The 16,011-nt window shown below is 37.0% G+C and carries 13 protein-coding genes; 6 read left to right on the top strand and 7 right to left on the bottom strand.

Annotated elements, in window-relative coordinates:
- Positions 1-112: 112 nt before the first annotated feature.
- Positions 113-2,716 carry a sensor domain-containing phosphodiesterase gene (locus tag XM47_RS08445; RefSeq protein WP_048691590.1) on the top strand — a complete coding sequence of 868 codons (2,604 nt, stop codon included), beginning with the start codon at positions 113-115 and terminating at the stop codon, positions 2,714-2,716.
- On the opposite strand, the gene rep is transcribed toward XM47_RS08445, so the two are convergent.
- Positions 2,683-4,695: a DNA helicase Rep gene (gene rep / locus XM47_RS08440; RefSeq protein WP_048691588.1), complete on the bottom strand. Its 2,013-nt coding sequence runs from the start codon at positions 4,693-4,695 to the stop codon at positions 2,683-2,685. The two genes, XM47_RS08445 and rep, sit on opposite strands and share 34 nt — an antisense overlap.
- A gap of 134 nt (positions 4,696-4,829) precedes the next feature.
- Between rep and XM47_RS08435 the strand changes: the two genes are divergently transcribed.
- Positions 4,830-6,308 (top strand): sensor histidine kinase, encoded by a 1,479-nt coding sequence (locus XM47_RS08435; RefSeq protein WP_172656511.1) that lies wholly within the window; start codon positions 4,830-4,832, stop codon positions 6,306-6,308.
- Between the two features lie 8 nt (positions 6,309-6,316).
- On the opposite strand, the gene XM47_RS08430 is transcribed toward XM47_RS08435, so the two are convergent.
- The 4 genes from XM47_RS08430 to XM47_RS08415 are packed head-to-tail and all read right to left on the bottom strand — an operon-like array spanning position 6,317 to position 9,790.
- Positions 6,317-7,135 (bottom strand): glycosyltransferase family 2 protein, encoded by an 819-nt coding sequence (locus XM47_RS08430; RefSeq protein ID WP_048691585.1) that lies wholly within the window; start codon positions 7,133-7,135, stop codon positions 6,317-6,319.
- A 41-nt stretch (positions 7,136-7,176) separates the two neighbouring features.
- Positions 7,177-7,953: a glycosyltransferase family 2 protein gene (locus tag XM47_RS08425; RefSeq protein WP_048691583.1), complete on the bottom strand. Its 777-nt coding sequence runs from the start codon at positions 7,951-7,953 to the stop codon at positions 7,177-7,179.
- Positions 7,946-9,013 (bottom strand): glycosyltransferase, encoded by a 1,068-nt coding sequence (locus tag XM47_RS08420; RefSeq protein ID WP_048691581.1) that lies wholly within the window; start codon positions 9,011-9,013, stop codon positions 7,946-7,948. The genes XM47_RS08425 and XM47_RS08420 overlap by 8 nt, the downstream gene beginning before the upstream one ends.
- 27 nt (positions 9,014-9,040) lie before the next feature.
- On the bottom strand, positions 9,041-9,790 hold the full coding sequence (locus XM47_RS08415) for a glycosyltransferase family 25 protein (protein WP_048691579.1): 750 nt from the start codon (positions 9,788-9,790) through the stop codon (positions 9,041-9,043).
- A 110-nt stretch (positions 9,791-9,900) separates the two neighbouring features.
- Here XM47_RS08415 and XM47_RS08410 point away from each other — a divergent pair, with 110 nt between their 5' ends.
- The gene (locus XM47_RS08410) at positions 9,901-10,695 is read left to right on the top strand and encodes a glycosyltransferase (protein ID WP_048691577.1); all 795 of its coding nucleotides are present in this window, start codon (positions 9,901-9,903) and stop codon (positions 10,693-10,695) included.
- A 21-nt stretch (positions 10,696-10,716) separates the two neighbouring features.
- Here XM47_RS08410 and XM47_RS08405 read toward each other — a convergent pair whose 3' ends face one another.
- Together XM47_RS08405 and ilvC are read right to left on the bottom strand one after the other, a co-directional pair.
- Positions 10,717-11,586 carry an ATP-grasp fold amidoligase family protein gene (locus tag XM47_RS08405; protein ID WP_048691575.1) on the bottom strand — a complete coding sequence of 290 codons (870 nt, stop codon included), beginning with the start codon at positions 11,584-11,586 and terminating at the stop codon, positions 10,717-10,719.
- Between the two features lie 82 nt (positions 11,587-11,668).
- Positions 11,669-13,159 carry a ketol-acid reductoisomerase gene (ilvC, locus tag XM47_RS08400; RefSeq protein ID WP_048691573.1) on the bottom strand — a complete coding sequence of 497 codons (1,491 nt, stop codon included), beginning with the start codon at positions 13,157-13,159 and terminating at the stop codon, positions 11,669-11,671.
- Between the two features lie 188 nt (positions 13,160-13,347).
- Between ilvC and ilvY the strand changes: the two genes are divergently transcribed.
- Genes ilvY through XM47_RS08385 form a run of 3 tightly spaced genes read left to right on the top strand, consistent with a single transcriptional unit; the run spans position 13,348 to position 15,992 of the window.
- On the top strand, positions 13,348-14,232 hold the full coding sequence (ilvY, locus tag XM47_RS08395) for an HTH-type transcriptional activator IlvY (protein ID WP_048691572.1): 885 nt from the start codon (positions 13,348-13,350) through the stop codon (positions 14,230-14,232).
- Between the two features lie 45 nt (positions 14,233-14,277).
- Positions 14,278-15,711 (top strand): protein adenylyltransferase SelO, encoded by a 1,434-nt coding sequence (locus XM47_RS08390; protein ID WP_048691570.1) that lies wholly within the window; start codon positions 14,278-14,280, stop codon positions 15,709-15,711.
- A complete protein-coding gene (locus tag XM47_RS08385) occupies positions 15,699-15,992 on the top strand; it encodes a DUF3630 family protein (RefSeq protein WP_048691568.1) in 294 nt (97 codons plus the stop codon). Before XM47_RS08390 ends, XM47_RS08385 begins: the two co-directional genes overlap by 13 nt.
- The last annotated feature ends 19 nt before the right edge of the window (positions 15,993-16,011 follow it).

Genomic DNA, 16,011 nt, shown 5'->3' with positions numbered 1-16,011 from the left:
CTTCAAAAAAAGCAATTAAACTTGTTGAATGCTGAGCTTCTTCTAAGCTTTATGGGTCAATCTGTGTTTCTTGGATTAATTGCGTATAAAAACAAATTAGGTATCAGAATAAGTGAGTAGCCATAAAAAACTTTCTACTATCGGTTTAGATAAAAAGAAGCAATTAAAAAAATTGCTCAGATTGAGAAAGCAAGCTGAACATGTACAAAAGACTTTATTGTCTATTGCTGAGCTATCGAGTGCAGATATAGACATAGATACTTTCTATCATAAAATCCATTTGATTATTTCAGAGCTGATGCTCGCACCTAATTTATATTTAGTGATCCGCGATCCAATTACGCAAAAGCTAGAGATCCCTTACTATTCTGATTTAAGCAAACCAAATCAAAAATTGAACCTACCTAATGGTGTCATTGAGTTTGGCCTGACTGGTTATGTGCTAAGGAATAAAGCGCCTCTTTTATGTGATCAAGCCAAATTTAACCAATTAGTTGAAGAAGGAGAGGTTATTGAAATTGGCAGTCGAGCTCATTCTTGGATAGGCGTACCATTAACGAGAAACGGACTCGTTGTAGGCGCTCTAGTTGTACAAAGCTACCAAACTGATTTAGAGTTTAGCGCTCAAGATCTCGCTATTTTGCAGTTTGTTTCACAACATATTATTCATGCAATTGATAGAGTTGAGCAAAAGCAGTTGCTCGAAAGCGAAATTAAAAGCCGCACACTTGCGTTACATAAAGCAAATGTTGGCTTGAAGTCTGAGATACTACAAAAAGAGAACTTTCAACAAGCGCAAAAGTTATTGCTCGATTTAACAGAAAGACATGATTTCTCATTACCGTTTGATTCTTTATTAACTGAATTTAGTTTAGTGCTTAGTCAATTAATTAAAGTAGACGCTCAATATGTCACAATATTTAATCGCCAGTCTGCGGTCTGGGAGGTTTTTAATTCAGATCCGCCTGTCGATTTGACAGGGCATGTAGCAGCATATAGAAGTGTGCACGATTATCTGTTAATTGATCCTTGCACTTTATTACTGGAAGGGACAGATTGTAAAAAATTAGCAGAGTTAAAGGTATTACATTTATCTGATAGTCAGATCAATCACATACAAGACTATTCTTGGTTAGCCGCGCCGATCAATATAGATGGCAATAGAGTCGCTTTATTGGCTATGCTCAGAAATACGCAGACATCACATTTCGATAGTCATCATATTGAACTACTGGAATATGTGTCTAACCACTTCAGTGTAATAATCGATAAGTGGCATGCGCAACAAACACTGCATAGATCAAATCAAGAATTAGAAAAGTTAGTGCTACAAAGAACAGAAGCGCTTAATTTGGTTAATTCGGATTTACACCAACAAATTGAAGCACGAAAAAAAGTGCAAGCACAGCTATACCATGATGCAAATCATGATAGCTTGACAGGTTTGCCCAACAGACAATTGTTTAATCGCAAGCTCATGCATACGGTAGGGCGGAGTAAGCAAGATCCCGACTTTTTATTTAGTGTTTTATTTATCGACTTAGATAGATTTAAATTAATCAATGACACATTTGGCCATTTAACAGGAGATAAGTTCTTAGTTGAAGTGAGTCAAAGAATCAGTGATTGTCTGCATCATAAAGACATATTGGCTAGGTTAGGCGGTGATGAATTTGTCATCTTACTCCAGGGTAAAAGCTCCATACATGATCCTGAAACCGTCGCACAAAATATTATTGACGCTTTAAATGTCAGCTTCTTTATCGATGAACATGAGATTTATGCCGGTTGTAGTATTGGCATTACAGGGTCTGAATATAAATATCAGCGTCCAGCAGATGTTTTGCGTGATGCTGATGCAGCTATGTATCAAGCTAAAAACTTAGGCAGGGGACGCTACATAGTGTTTGATGAGAGCCTTCATCAAGCTTTAATTGCACAGTTGGAGCTAGAGACAGATTTACGTAGAGCATTAAAAGAAAATCAATTTGAATTTGAATTTGAACCTATCATTAATGTATCAAGTGATGAAATCGTTGCGATAGAAGCTTTAGTGCGTTGGCCTCACCCAGTTAAGGGGAAACTTAAACCTAAAGATTTCTTACAACTAGCTTATGATACAGGCCTTATTTTCGATATCGATTTACTCGCATTAGAGCAAGCTTGTAACTATCTTGAAAATGCTAAAAATCAAGCTAATAAGTATCTAGTTTCAGTGAATATATCGGGTAAAGTTTTATTAGATGGCCAAAAGTTTAATCAATTACTTATTTATCTGAATCAATCTAAAGTAAATTTACATCACTTAATTTTGGAGTTTAGTGAGCTGTCTTTAACTGAGGTTGATAAGGTTATTACTGCTTTTGCTCAGTTAAGTGAATTAGGGGTTAGAATTGCAATTGATGACTTTGGCGCTGCTGCTGGTGCTATGTCACTGCTGTTTAATGCCGATATTGATTTTGTGAAATTAGACCAAAGCTTGATTAAATCCATTACGACCTCGGTACAAAAACAAAGATATGCTGAACATATAGTCCAGATTGGTCAGCAAGTGGGTTACATTACGATTGCCGAAGGGATTGAAAATGAGCAGATGTTGGCCAACGCTAACCAAATCGGCTGTTTATTCGCGCAGGGCAAGCATATTCAAAATACTGAAGGCCTAAACCTTCAGCTTGAAAATCATTTTAACAAATCGCGTAAGTTAGCAATATGAGCTTTGCCTTGTTCTTTTCGCACCTCTTCCGACACCTTAGCTTTTTTTACTTCCCAGTTTAAGTCTTCCTGAGGCAGTTCGTACAGGAATCGACTCGGTTCAGGGCGTACCATTTCGCCAAATTGTCTACGTTCTTTTACTAAGGTGAAGATCAATTCTTTTTGAGCTCGGGTGATACCAACATAAGCTAAGCGTCTCTCTTCTTCTATGTTGCCTTCATCTATGCTTGATTGGTGTGGCAGTAAACCCTCTTCTGCACCGACTAAAAATACAAATGGAAATTCTAGACCTTTAGAGGCGTGTAATGTCATTAGCTGGACTTGATCGGCTTCACTTTCTTCTTCGCCTCTTTCCATCATGTCTCTTAAAGTCAGTTTAGCTACAGCTTCTTTTAAGGTTAGAGGTTCGTTATCTGCATCCCCTTCGAGCATGTCGGTTATCCATTTAAATAATTGGCTAACATTCTTCATTCTCATTTCGGCAGCTTTGCCGCTTGGAGAGGTTTCATAAAGGTAAGCTTCGTAGCGAATGCCTTTTATCAAGTCGCGAACGGCTTCAATAGGACTGCCTCTTTCACTTCTATCTTCAAGTTCGACTAACCAGCGAGTGAAGCCTTGTAAAGTCGTTAGCTTCTTTTCAGATATCGCATTACTCAATGCCAGCGTCTCAAAGCTAGCTTCAAATAAGCTGATATGACGGCTATTTGCTAGCGTGCCTAGTTTTTCTAAAGTTGCTGGGCCTATTTCCCTTTTAGGCACATTTACAATACGTAGAAAGGCATTATCATCATCCGGGTTTGTCATTAACCTTAGATACGCCATTATATCCTTTATCTCGCTACGAGCGAAAAAGGAAGTGCCGCCACTTATTTTGTAAGGGATTCTATTGGTCATTAACGTTTTTTCAAAAACCCGAGACTGATGATTGCCTCGGTATAAAATTGCATAGTCTTTGAATTTACTTTTACGCATGTATTTATGCGCAATTAATTCGGAAATAACTTTTTCGGCTTCATTTTCTTCATTTTTGGCAAATAAGACTTTGATTGGCTCGCCATAAGCCATTTCACTGAATAATGACTTATCATAAACATGCGGATTGTTTGCAATTAAAACATTGGCCGCGTTTAGAATACATTGAACACTGCGATAGTTTTGTTCTAGTTTTATTAACTTTAAACGCGGAAAATCGGTTTGGAGTAAAACTAGATTTTGTGGCTTGGCTCCGCGCCAACTATATATAGATTGATCGTCATCACCTACCACTGTAAATAAGCCTCGGGTGCCGACTAACTGTTTTACAAATTCATATTGACTGGTGTTGGTATCTTGATATTCATCTACCAGCAGGTATCTAATTTTTCGCTGCCATCTATTTCTTACTTCTTCGTTATTCTTGAGCAGTAGAGTTGGTACGAGTATAAGATCGTCAAAATCGAATGCATTGTAAGCAGATAGTTGTTTTACATAGGCCTGATAACACTGGGCATAAAACTTATCAGTATCCATTTGGGATTGCGCTATGGCTTGTTCGGGTAAAATTAAGTCATTCTTCCAGCTCGATATTTTCCTTTGCAAAGTGGCGAGTTTATCTTTATCTCCGTCTAGAGCCTTTTCTGTTAGTTGTTTTAGCAATGCGAGGGTATCTTGATCATCAAACAAGCTGAAAGCAGGTTTGATGTTGAGCGTTTTATATTCGCGCTTAATTAAATTTAACCCCAGAGTGTGGAAGGTTGAAACCATTAGACCTCGACCACTACCTTTTGGTAAAGTTGCACTTGCTCGCTCACGCATTTCTTTTGCTGCTTTATTGGTAAAAGTAACCGCTGCAATTTGATTTGCCTTGTAGCCACAATTAGTGACTAGGTGTGCAATTTTATTGGTGATCACACGTGTTTTACCACTTCCCGCACCCGCAAGTACGAGGCAAGGGCCTGTTACGTAACTAACAGCTTCGGCTTGTCCTGGGTTTAATTTCATGTAATAAATGTAGTGATAGAGTTGTATTACCGCGGATTGTAGACGATCCTTAGTGACATAAGCAAAAATTATCAACTTTCAGTGATTTACAATCGATGTTAAAAGTTTTTATTAAGCATTTCTTTGGGCTCAATATGAGTTTTCGACGCCAGCTACTCATTATTATTATCGTGAGTATTGTGCCCTTATGTGCGTTTGGCAGTTTTGTTTCTGCCTATTTAGCAAGTCAAAAATTAGAAAGTTATATTATCAATGATGCAAGACTCACCACGACTGAACTTACGGAGCAAATTAAGCTTCAGCTAGAGCAGAATACAATTGAGCTTGAACACATTTGGAAAAGTCTTAAGAGCCCAGATTTAGTCGGCGCAGCTATCTATGATAAAAACTATAATTTATTGGCTGAGAAACTATATACTCAATTTAAAATTAAACAGTTAGTCAGCATCGCGGATAATGATTATTTAGAAAGCTTGAATTACCTCTATTTTAAACAGCAGGTAAAGGATCAAGATGGCAACCCTTTTTATGTGGTCAGCCAAATTAGCAAAACCAATATTAACTCTGCGCAACAAACTATATTTATTTCCATATTCGTCATCAGCACAATTACCATCATTTTACTTGTGATTGTGATTAATTGGGCTATTTCAAAATTCACTCAACCTATTTCTGGGTTAGCGAGTGTCATGTATGAATCCGAAAAATCGGGTTTGCATATCCAGTGTAGCCCGGAGGGACCGAAAGAAATTCGTCGTATGGCTCAAGCTTATAACGCTATGATGCGAGCGCTAGACGATCAAGATGAAGAACTTAGGTTGCACAGAGATCAACTAGAAGTGGAAGTGTTACAGCGAACTAAAGAGTTGCTAGCCGCCAGAGATGCTGCATTAACCGCTTCTAGGCATAAATCTGTTTTTCTGGCCAATGTGACCCATGAACTAAGAACACCTATTCAAGCTATCATTGGTTATATAGATTTGATTCGAGAAGAGATGGAGTTAGAAGGACATGATAATTTTGTTTCAGATTTAGAGAAAGTTCAACGTAACTCAGACCGGTTACTAGCACTCATTAATAGTATATTGGAGTTATCAAAAGTTGAAGCTGGAAAAATGGAGATAGATCTAAAGCCGTTAGATTTAAAACAGTCTATCAATACTGCCATTGATGTTGTTACGCCTATGCTGGATAAAAATCAAAATTTATTGGTTGGACCGCAAAACACATTAGAGTTATTTGTTGAAAGTGATAAAGCAAAATTAGAACAAATATTGATCAATTTATTAAGCAACGCTTGTAAGTTTACCCAAAATGGAACAATCTCGATTGACTATAGATTAACAGATTTCAATTTCGAGGTGGACGTTAAAGATACAGGCGGTGGAATAGATAAGGATAAGCTAGAGTCTATTTTCGACGAGTTTAGGCAAGTTTCTCATTCAAACAAACATGAGTTAAACGCAAACTCTAAAGCATACGAAGGCTCTGGACTTGGCTTGGCCATTTGTCAAAAATTTGCAGCCTTACTCGGTGGTCGGATTAAAGTAACAAGTAAGGTGGGAGAGGGCAGCTGTTTCACACTTGAGCTGCCGTTAGAGATAACGCGATAAAAGTTTGCTTATTCTTGGCTGATCCCAAAATGGGTATAGGTTTTTTTATCTTTTATAGTTTCGTTACGAATCGCTTTGTTTTTATCTTTCATTGCTTGATTTACATAGCCTCTAGCATGATCTAAATGGACGCATATCGCGGAATATCGTATTCGTTTGACTTTTAACCCTGAGAATTTAAGTCTATCGCCCATCTCGCAATCTTCGCCACCGTACTGCATCCGTTCATCAAAACCATTGACCTTGATAATGTCGGCTTTCCAACCTGAAGCATTGTGCCCATTCCAAGTTTTTGCTGTTGGAATTAACCAATTACATAATTTGGCTTGAAAACCTGATGCGGTTAACCTTAATTTTTTACCTTTAGCTGGGTAACCATTCTTCATTAACCAGTTAATGTCAAAGGCATCTCCAGAAGCAACGTCTTGTTGTGCAATTGCCTTACTCGTTTCCATTGGCAGCTTAAAGTAGCCGCCAGATAAAAAGTAACCTGGAGTAGCATAATCCCGATGCGTTTTGACAAAGTCTTTTCTTGGAATGCAATCCCCATCAGTAAAGACCAGATAATTGCCTTCAGCCGCAGTAATCGCTTTGTTTAAAATAATGCACTTCTGAAAGCCATTATCTTCATGCCAAACGTGTTTTATTTTTAATTTCGAGGACTTTTTAAACGCATTGATGAAGTCTTTAGTATCCGTCGTCGAACCATCATCAGCAATTATTACTTCAAAATTTTGGTCGGTTTGACATTCAAAGCCCCAAAGAACTTTTTGTAACCAATCAATAGAGTTATAAGTTGTAAAAATTACTGAGATTAATTGAGGCATTTATAGTCCATAAAAAATGAAAATAGTGATTTTACCTGAAACTAAAGCTGGTTTGTATGTTTGCTTGCCCAGATCGCAGCATATTTATTAAAAACATATTGAGCTGCCATTACCGCATTTAAAAAGCCACGCTGGCCATCTAAAATACCCAGATCAATTAGATAAACTTTAATGAATCTCCACAGCGATCTAAGTAGAGCCTCTGGTATTGATGCTGACTTATTTTTGTTTACTTTTTGCTGCGCACCTCTAAGTGAATAATCTATATTCTTAGCGAGTAAATGCTGATAATTTCGAAAACTTTCATGTAACAAACGACCTTTTAAAGTCTCTACTTTTTTATTATTTAGGTGCACTTTTGGGTGGACGAGTTGGTCTTTATCAAATTGGGCATCTGAACGCTTAAATAAGCGGATGTGGCTATCACCCAAACCACCAAAGATACAGGCTTGCTTAAAGTATATAGTGGACCACTTAATGTCGTAAGCATTAACATTCGATGTTGTGTTACTGAGTTTCTGTTGAATTTCTTGTTTTAATTCTGGCGAAACCCTTTCGTCCGCGTCAATCCAAAGCAGCCATTCCCCACGGCTAAGGTCTATCATACGTTGTCGTTGTATACCTTCACCTGGCCAATCTGTTTCTACTACATTTACATTGGGATATTGGTTACATATATTGACAGTATCGTCTTGGCTTCCGCAATCTAAAACTAAAATTTCGTCAGCTAATTCCTGTAAACTTTCTAGACAAGGTTTTATTCTATCGGCCTCATTTAGGGTTAAAATCACAGCACTTAAGTTAATAGGGTTAGTCATAATTTACTCTGTTTAATAATTGATGCCAGTTTTCTATCACATTTGCCATTCTAAACTTTTCATCTAATGCTACTTTAGGTCTATGGCCATTATGCCAATTGATCAGTTTGTCTAGAACTTGCTTTTGGTCGTGCGCGTCGACAAGCTCGTCTTGTAATAATAACTCGGAGGCAGAGCCGAAATCATGCGCCAGTACAGGGGTGCCTACTGCGTGTGCTTCGGCATAAATTAAACCGAAGGTTTCAGGGAAAACTGATTGAGGGTAAAACACACATAATGCTGAACGTACATGCTGAATTATCTCGTGTTGCGGTAACCCGCCAATTAACTCAACTCCAGGCTGGTTTAATTGTTGTTCTAAATTTGGCGCTTTTTTTCCTGCTTTCAACCTGTATCCTGGGTTAGCGACTAACAACCTTAAATCTGGCAATTGTTTTTTTGCTGCTTGAAAGTGTGCTAAAACTTGAGATAACCCTTTATGTGGGGAGCTAAAAAAAACTAATTTGTTTTTATCTACTTCGGTGTCATCTGGTTTTAAATCATTTTCTATTGGATTGTAAATATAGCTAACTGGCCAATTTGCAGGCCTTACCCATGCATTTTTACTAGAAATTGTTTTAAAGTCACTTCTCACTGATGCCGCACTATGGCCCATATGTGATAGAGATACTGAGATGATCCTCACTTGGTTTTTAATATACTTTTTATTTAGCAGCATATTTTTTGCGGATAAGAAATCATGAGCCCATAAAAGTATTTTCGCATCTTGGAATAGTTCAACAAATTGGTTTAGTAATTTTGTTTTACGCATTACGATACAGACATCAATTTGGTTGTCTTTGGCGAGAGAATTCATCTCAGCTTTGTTTATGTATCGGACACCGTGGTCCTGATAGCTTTCAACACAGTTATATTGATTAACGAATACCTTGTGTGTTTTAGCAAGTTCAGTCGCTACTTTGATTAATGTTGACTCGCTACCACCAACGGCTTTTTCTTTTAATGTCGATAAATTATATTGCTCACCTTTGTAAGCCCAGTCAACAAATAGAATGTTCATATACTTCCCTGAAAGGTGGAGCCCTGATTATGATATTTTTGAGGTGTGACTTTTAAATATATATTTTTGCCTAATCACAAATCTATATATTTGTTCTTTTAATCGAGTTAACTCTCGATTAAGTTTGATTTTAATTGTTTTATTGGCTAAGGAGGACCTTAGCATGTTACTTTCAAAATCAGCTAGTTCGATTGGGTATGGCATAAGACTTATGCAGCGAACACCATGACTCCAATATCGGTCCATGTATACGTCCACAGGTAAATACCAACTTGTAGCATTATCTATCAATATTTGAGCAGTTGTCGGTGATATAACATAAGCTTGGGTTCCAGATGGACCTTGGCTATGCTCTAAAAATTCAAACTCCCCTAAGCTCTTAATAGAAGAAAGCTTACCCTTACTTGGTTCAATGCCTGCGAGCCTAATATAACCGAGTCGGGAAATATATTTCTCTGATATCTGTATTGCTGTTTTCAGCTGCTCCGTAATTCGAATATCATCTTCTAAAATTAACAGAGGCTTGTCCAATTCAACGCACTTTTTCCAAAGTAAATAATGGGATGCAAAGCAGCCTAGTTCGCCACCTGATAACTTTCCACTTCTATATTTTAACCTTAATTTATCATTATACCTGCTAAATAAAGGATGTGCTTTTGAGCGGCCATCTACCGCTTCGAACCTATTATAAGTTATTTTTAAATCATCGAGTCGACCTCTAATGTGTTGCCATCGATCCAATGATGAAGATAAATTGATTATGTAAGTTTCTAACATTAAAGACTCTATAATATGAAGGATAAAAATTTTATGTTTTGATTATTATACCGTATTTGGTTTTCAGAAATATGTTAAAATTGGTAAATATTAAGGAATAGGTAACATTAATGAAAGATAATTTATGGACAATTAAAGCGCTATGGATTGGAGAGCGCTTAAGTCTAATTGAACAGGTTTCTTTAGCTTCTTTTGTCAAAAATGGGCATAAAGTTGAGCTTTTTACTTATGGTAAAGTACAAAATATACCCGAAGGGGTTATCGTTCGTGATGCAAATGAAATTTTAGCTGAAAATAAAATCTATAAGTATAAAAAAAAGCCAAGTTATGCTGGGTTTGCCAATTGGTTTAGATACCTCATGCTTTATAAAGAAGGCGGAGTTTGGATCGACACAGATGTTGTTTGTTTAAAGCCGTTTGATTTTGACACTGACTTATTTTTTGGCAAAGAGCAATTTGATAAAGTTAATTGTGCTGTTGTTGGCGCAAAACCGGGTCTCGAAATTTTTAATTTTTTGGCTAATCAAGTTGAAAATCCGAATGATTTTTTACCGTACGATACAACTAGAGAAAAGCGAAGAAAATTATTTAGGAAGTATATAGAAGGCAATAAAAGAGGGAATGTTAAATGGGGCGAAACAGGCCCGATAGGCTTTACAAAAGCGCTTGAACATTTTGGATTATTTGAAAAACATAAGTTGCCGATGACAGCATTTTACCCTATCCATTCAACCTGCTGGGATAATATTTTTGATGAGACATTCCCTACACCTGAACCTTACTTCCCTGATACTTATGCTATTCATTTATGGAATGAAATGATGAGAAGAGAAGATGGATTTTCTAAAGATGCCACTTACTCTGAAAATTCTTTAATTGAATGTTTGAAACGCCGATATTTATAATTCTGTGATAAAACAGGTGCTTTATTGATTTAAAACACCTGTTTTAAGCAGTTTTTCCCCTAAAACGAAATCCCACTCATCAGGTGTAATTTCCATCAAACCTGAAAAAGGTGAAAATGTAAGTTCGCCAAAAAATATCTCACCATCCACGTTGTATAAGTCAACACGTACATATTTAAATGGTTTAGCCAATTTTCGCGTTAAATCACACATTAATTTAAAATTTTCAGGTGGTTTTAATTCTTCAATACACATTGGAAAGGCGACTTGTGTAGGCAATTTAGTCCAATCTTCAGTATAAAAAGCTCGCTTGATTTGTTTAAATCGACCTCTGGTTATCTCAATAATTAATTCAATATCTGAGCCGTAATTAAAGCAATAAAATTTGTAGTCATCAGGTATTTCATTTTCAGAATTCATTAGTAATTTTTCAACTAAGATTTGTGGTTTAATGTTTTTATACTGCCACTCACGTAAACCACAGTAGTAATTTTCTCTTAGCCAATCTGAAAATTGATTTTTAGAGGTGAGATGATCCAGTTTACTGATGTCATGTACGATTTTATTACCGCCGCTACCATGATTAGTTTTAATGATAAAAGGAGCCTCTAACTGAGTGAAATTGATACTGTCCCATGTCTTGCCGTAGGCAAGTAAAGGGACTAAATACTCTTCACCTATCTTGTCTTTGACATATTCTCGAACTGCTAATTTATCGCTACATTGTGTCATTAGCTTTGTTCGAATATGTAATTTACACCAGTTGATAATTTCAGTGAATCGTTTTGGGTTTTTTAGGTTAGGCTCGAAACCGAATACTTGCTTGTATTTCTTTTTAATTGTTCTCTTATCGGAAGATAAATACTTTTTTTTAAATTGACTTATTCTCATTATTACTTTCTTTAAAAATTTAATACAAAAAAACCGATGCAAGCATCGGTTTTTATATAAAAATATTATGATCTAATCTTAATTAGATAGCATCTTTATCAACAATCGCTTTCATGTCAGTCATGTAACCACGTAATTCTTGGCCAACCCACTCAACTGGGTGGTTACGAATTTCGTCGTTAATTTTAACTAATAAAGCGTTATCAACAGTGTTAGATGCAGGCGCAACATATTTACCAATGAAAGCTGAATCTAAGTCGTTAACGAAGTCTGTTAGCATAGGTACTGCTGCGTGTGCGAATAAGTAACAACCGTATTCAGCAGTATCAGAGATAACCACGTTCATTTCGTATAATTTCTTACGCGCAATCGTGTTAGCAATTAACGGAGTTTCATGTAAAGACTCGTAGTATGCAGATTCTTCAATGATGCCAGACTCAGTCATAGCTTCAAATGCTAATTCAACACCCGCTTTAACCATAGCAACGAATAAGATGTTGTTATCGAAGTATTCTTGCTCATCGATAGGCGCATCTTGTGCTGTTGATTTTTCGAAGTTAGTTTCAGCTGTTTCGGCACGCCATTTTAAAAGATTCGCATCATCATTTGCCCAATCTTCCATCATAGTTTTAGAGAAGTGACCAGTGATGATGTCATCCATGTGCTTGTAGAATAATGGACGTAAAATGTCTTTTAACTGACCAGCTAATGCGAAACATTCAACTTTAGCAGGGTTAGATAAACGATCCATCATACCAGTGATGCCGCCGTATTTAAGCGCTTCAGTGATAGTTTCCCAACCGTATTGGATTAATTTAGATGCATAACCTGGCTCGATGCCATCAGCAATCATCTTGTCATAACCTAAGATAGCGCCAGTTTGTAACATACCACAAAGGATAGTTTGCTCGCCCATAAGGTCAGATTTAACTTCAGCTACAAAAGAAGACTCTAAAACACCCGCTCTGTCACCACCAGTTGCAGAAGCATATGCTTTAGCCCACTCTAAACCGTGACCTTGTGGGTCATTTGCAGGGTGAACTGCGATTAGTGTAGGAACACCGAAACCACGCTTGTATTCTTCACGTACTTCAGAACCAGGACATTTAGGAGCACACATGATAACTGTTAAGTCTTCACGGATTTGCATACCTTCTTCAACAATGTTGAAACCATGTGAGTATGCTAAAGTTGCGCCTTGCTTCATTAATGGCATAACAGCAGTCACTACAGCTGTGTGCTGTTTGTCAGGTGTTAAGTTACATACTAAATCTGCAGTAGGGACTAATTCTTCATATGTACCAACAGTGAAACCATTGTCAGTTGCATTTTTCCATGAAGCACGTTTTTCAGCGATAGCTGCGCCACGTAAAGCATAAGAAACGTCTAAACCAGAATCGCGCATGTTTAAACCTTGGTTTAAACCTTGTGCACCACAACCAACGATAACAACTTTTTTGCCTTTTAATGCATTACAACCGTCAGCAAACTCGCTACGATCCATAAAACGACAACGACCTAATTGGTCTAATTGCTCACGTAGAGTAAGCGTATTGAAATAATTTTGACCCATTTTGATAATTCCTAAGTGAATTAATATGAAAGTAACCGCACTCAAGCATAGATGAAAAAAATCAAATTGCTGAGAATGGCGCACACTTTACCCTATCCTTTATGTTGCTTAAAGTGATATATTTAAAAAACTGTATTGCATTAAATGAAATAATGGGTACTCAGAATCATTTATCGAGGAATTAGCGATTGGAATTAAAAACTTTAAAATATTTTGTCCATTTAGCTGAATCTTTACATTTTGCTAAAACAGCTGAAGCTATGCATTTAAGTGCGCCTACTTTAAGTCGCATGATCAAAAAATTAGAAGAGGAAGCCGGCTGCATTCTATTTGAGCGAGACAATCGTAGCGTTGTGTTATCTGAGTCAGGGCTCAAATTTTTAGCCTTTGCTCGGCAAACCTTAGATAATTGGCAAGCGTTTAAAACCCAGACTCAAATTGATAGCAAAATGCTCAAAGGTCAGCTCAAAGTTTTTTGCTCTGTTACTGCAAGCTATTCTCATATTCCACCTATTTTAAACCGGCTCAGCAAGAAGCATCCTAATGTTGATATTTTGCTTGAAACAGGGGCTGCGTCCTTAGCGATTAAGAAAATAGAGCAAGGCTCGGTCGATATTGCAATTTCAGCCAAGCCGGAACAATTGCCGACTAATATTGCATTTAAGCAAATTGATTTAATTCATGTATCATTAATCGCACCTGTGATGCCTTGTGATGTGAATGATAAATTAGCCGAACCTCAGCCTTCGTGGCAAAATATACCATTTATTATTGCCGATGCGGGTTTGACTAAAACCAGAAGTGAAAAATGGTTTAGATCGCACCATATTAAACCGAATATATACGCGAGAGTTGCAGGGCATGAAGCGATTGTATCTATGGTTGCTTTGGGTTGTGGTGTCGGCTTAGCACCAGATATCGTGATTGAAAATAGTCCAGTGAGAGATAAGGTTCGTACTTTAGATGCAGGTAAAGACATAGAAAGCTTTCAACTAGGTGTATGTTGCTTACAAAAACAACTAACAGACCCTTTAGTCAGTGCTTTTTGGCAAGAAACTGCTTTATCCATTTAAAGCACAAGCAACTAGAGACCTGATAAATATTAACCGAGAAAATGAATGCAATTTAACAATACTTATTTAAATCAGTTCGCTGAGTTTTGTCATCAACAATCGCCAAATGGTCTAACTCAACCTAAGCTAGTCGCGGTTAATCCTGATTTAGCTGAATTCTTAAATATACCTGCTGACTTTCTAAACCAAGATGATTTTGTTCAAGTTTTCAGTGGTAACAAATTAATTCAGGGTATGCAGCCCAATGCACAAAAATATACAGGTCATCAGTTTGGCCAGTATAACCCTCAATTAGGCGATGGCAGGGGACTATTATTAGGCGAAGTCATAGCACAAGATAATCAGAGTTGGGACTTACACTTAAAAGGTTCGGGTATTACACCTTTTTCTCGAGGTGGAGATGGTCGAGCTGTATTACGTTCGTCTATTCGAGAGTTTTTAGCAAGTGAGGCTTTGTTTAATCTAGGTATACCGACAAGTCGAGCATTAGCGCTAACGACAGGTGAAGATGCTGTTTATCGAGAAACAGAAGAAAAAGCGGCAATGGTCACCCGAGTTTGTCCTTCTCACATTCGCTTTGGTCACTTTGAATACTTTTATTACACCCAGCAAAAAGATGAATTAAAAAACTTAGTTGAATTTACCATACAACATCATTTTCCTGACTGCGCTCAAGCTGAAAATCCAACCTATGCTTTTTTACAGCAAGTGGTCAAAAATACTGCTGAAATGGTGGCTAAATGGCAAGCATTTGGTTTTTGTCACGGTGTGATGAACTCGGATAATATGTCTATCTTAGGCATTACATTTGACTATGGGCCATATGCATTTATGGATGCCTATCAATCCAATTATATTTGTAACCATTCAGACCACACGGGTCGATATGCTTATAATAAGCAACCGAATATCGCATTATGGAATCTAAATTGTTTAGCCCATGCTTTATCTGACTTGTTACCCGTTGAGGATTTACGCGAAATATTAACTCAATATGAAACCTTATTTGTTAATGCATATGCTGAATTGATGCGTGCCAAGTTAGGTTTAATGACAACGCAAAAAGAAGATCAGAATTTAGTCGCACAGCTCCTAGTTGTAATGGAAGAAAATCAACTGGATTGGACGAATACTTTTAGGTTCCTATCCAATACACTAGAGCAAGCTGAATTGCTGGCTTGGTTTGGCGCAACCGAAAAGAGTACCGAGTGGATTAATGCTTACAAAAGACGCTTAAGTTTAGAGAAATTAAGTTGTGAGCAAAGGTTTGAAAACATGAAAAAGGTAAACCCTAAGTTCATTTTGCGTAATTATCTTGTTCAACAAGCGATAGAAGCTGCTGAATCTGGTGACTATAATTTAGTAAACCAATTATTTGAGTTATTAAAAAATCCTTTTGCTGAACAAGAAACGTTTCAGCACTTTGCGCAAAACCCACCTGAGTGGGCTCAAGAGATACAAATATCATGCAGCAGTTAAAATTAATAGCACTTACACAAGTTGAAGATGTTTTACAGTGTCACTTTAATTTAGAGTTAGACTGGGAATCCGCCCCAGAATTAATTGAATCTTGGTTAAATAGCGTTAATTTAGATTTAAAAGAAATTGTATTAGGTGCCGATAGAATTAGTTGGCGATTGTTATATGATAATCAAACAATTAATTTATGTTTTGAAGATTTATCTGGTGCAATTTGGTTTGAGGCTGATAATTATCAAATTTTGACTAAACTTAACCAAGTAATAAATAAAAAAATATAGTGTTAGGCTGCCGTTTTTA

Source organism: Catenovulum maritimum (genome assembly GCF_001050375.1).
In the GTDB taxonomy this organism is placed as follows: Bacteria; Pseudomonadota; Gammaproteobacteria; order Enterobacterales; family Alteromonadaceae; genus Catenovulum; species Catenovulum maritimum.
This window is presented reverse-complemented; position numbering and strand designations above follow the sequence as displayed.

What these genes read in the sequence shown, in the direction of transcription:
- rep (WP_048691588.1), bottom strand. Translation starts at nt 4,695, where the DNA reads ATGAAATTAAACCCAGGACAAGCCGAAGCTGTTAGTTACGTAACAGGC.
- XM47_RS08435 (WP_172656511.1), top strand. Translation starts at nt 4,830, where the DNA reads ATGAGTTTTCGACGCCAGCTACTCATTATTATTATCGTGAGTATTGTG.
- XM47_RS08430 (WP_048691585.1), bottom strand. Translation starts at nt 7,135, where the DNA reads ATGCCTCAATTAATCTCAGTAATTTTTACAACTTATAACTCTATTGAT.
- XM47_RS08425 (WP_048691583.1), bottom strand. Translation starts at nt 7,953, where the DNA reads ATGACTAACCCTATTAACTTAAGTGCTGTGATTTTAACCCTAAATGAG.
- XM47_RS08420 (WP_048691581.1), bottom strand. Translation starts at nt 9,013, where the DNA reads ATGAACATTCTATTTGTTGACTGGGCTTACAAAGGTGAGCAATATAAT.
- XM47_RS08415 (WP_048691579.1), bottom strand. Translation starts at nt 9,790, where the DNA reads ATGTTAGAAACTTACATAATCAATTTATCTTCATCATTGGATCGATGG.
- XM47_RS08410 (WP_048691577.1), top strand. Translation starts at nt 9,901, where the DNA reads ATGAAAGATAATTTATGGACAATTAAAGCGCTATGGATTGGAGAGCGC.
- XM47_RS08405 (WP_048691575.1), bottom strand. Translation starts at nt 11,586, where the DNA reads ATGAGAATAAGTCAATTTAAAAAAAAGTATTTATCTTCCGATAAGAGA.
- ilvC (WP_048691573.1), bottom strand. Translation starts at nt 13,159, where the DNA reads ATGGGTCAAAATTATTTCAATACGCTTACTCTACGTGAGCAATTAGAC.
- XM47_RS08390 (WP_048691570.1), top strand. Translation starts at nt 14,278, where the DNA reads ATGCAATTTAACAATACTTATTTAAATCAGTTCGCTGAGTTTTGTCAT.
- XM47_RS08385 (WP_048691568.1), top strand. Translation starts at nt 15,699, where the DNA reads ATGCAGCAGTTAAAATTAATAGCACTTACACAAGTTGAAGATGTTTTA.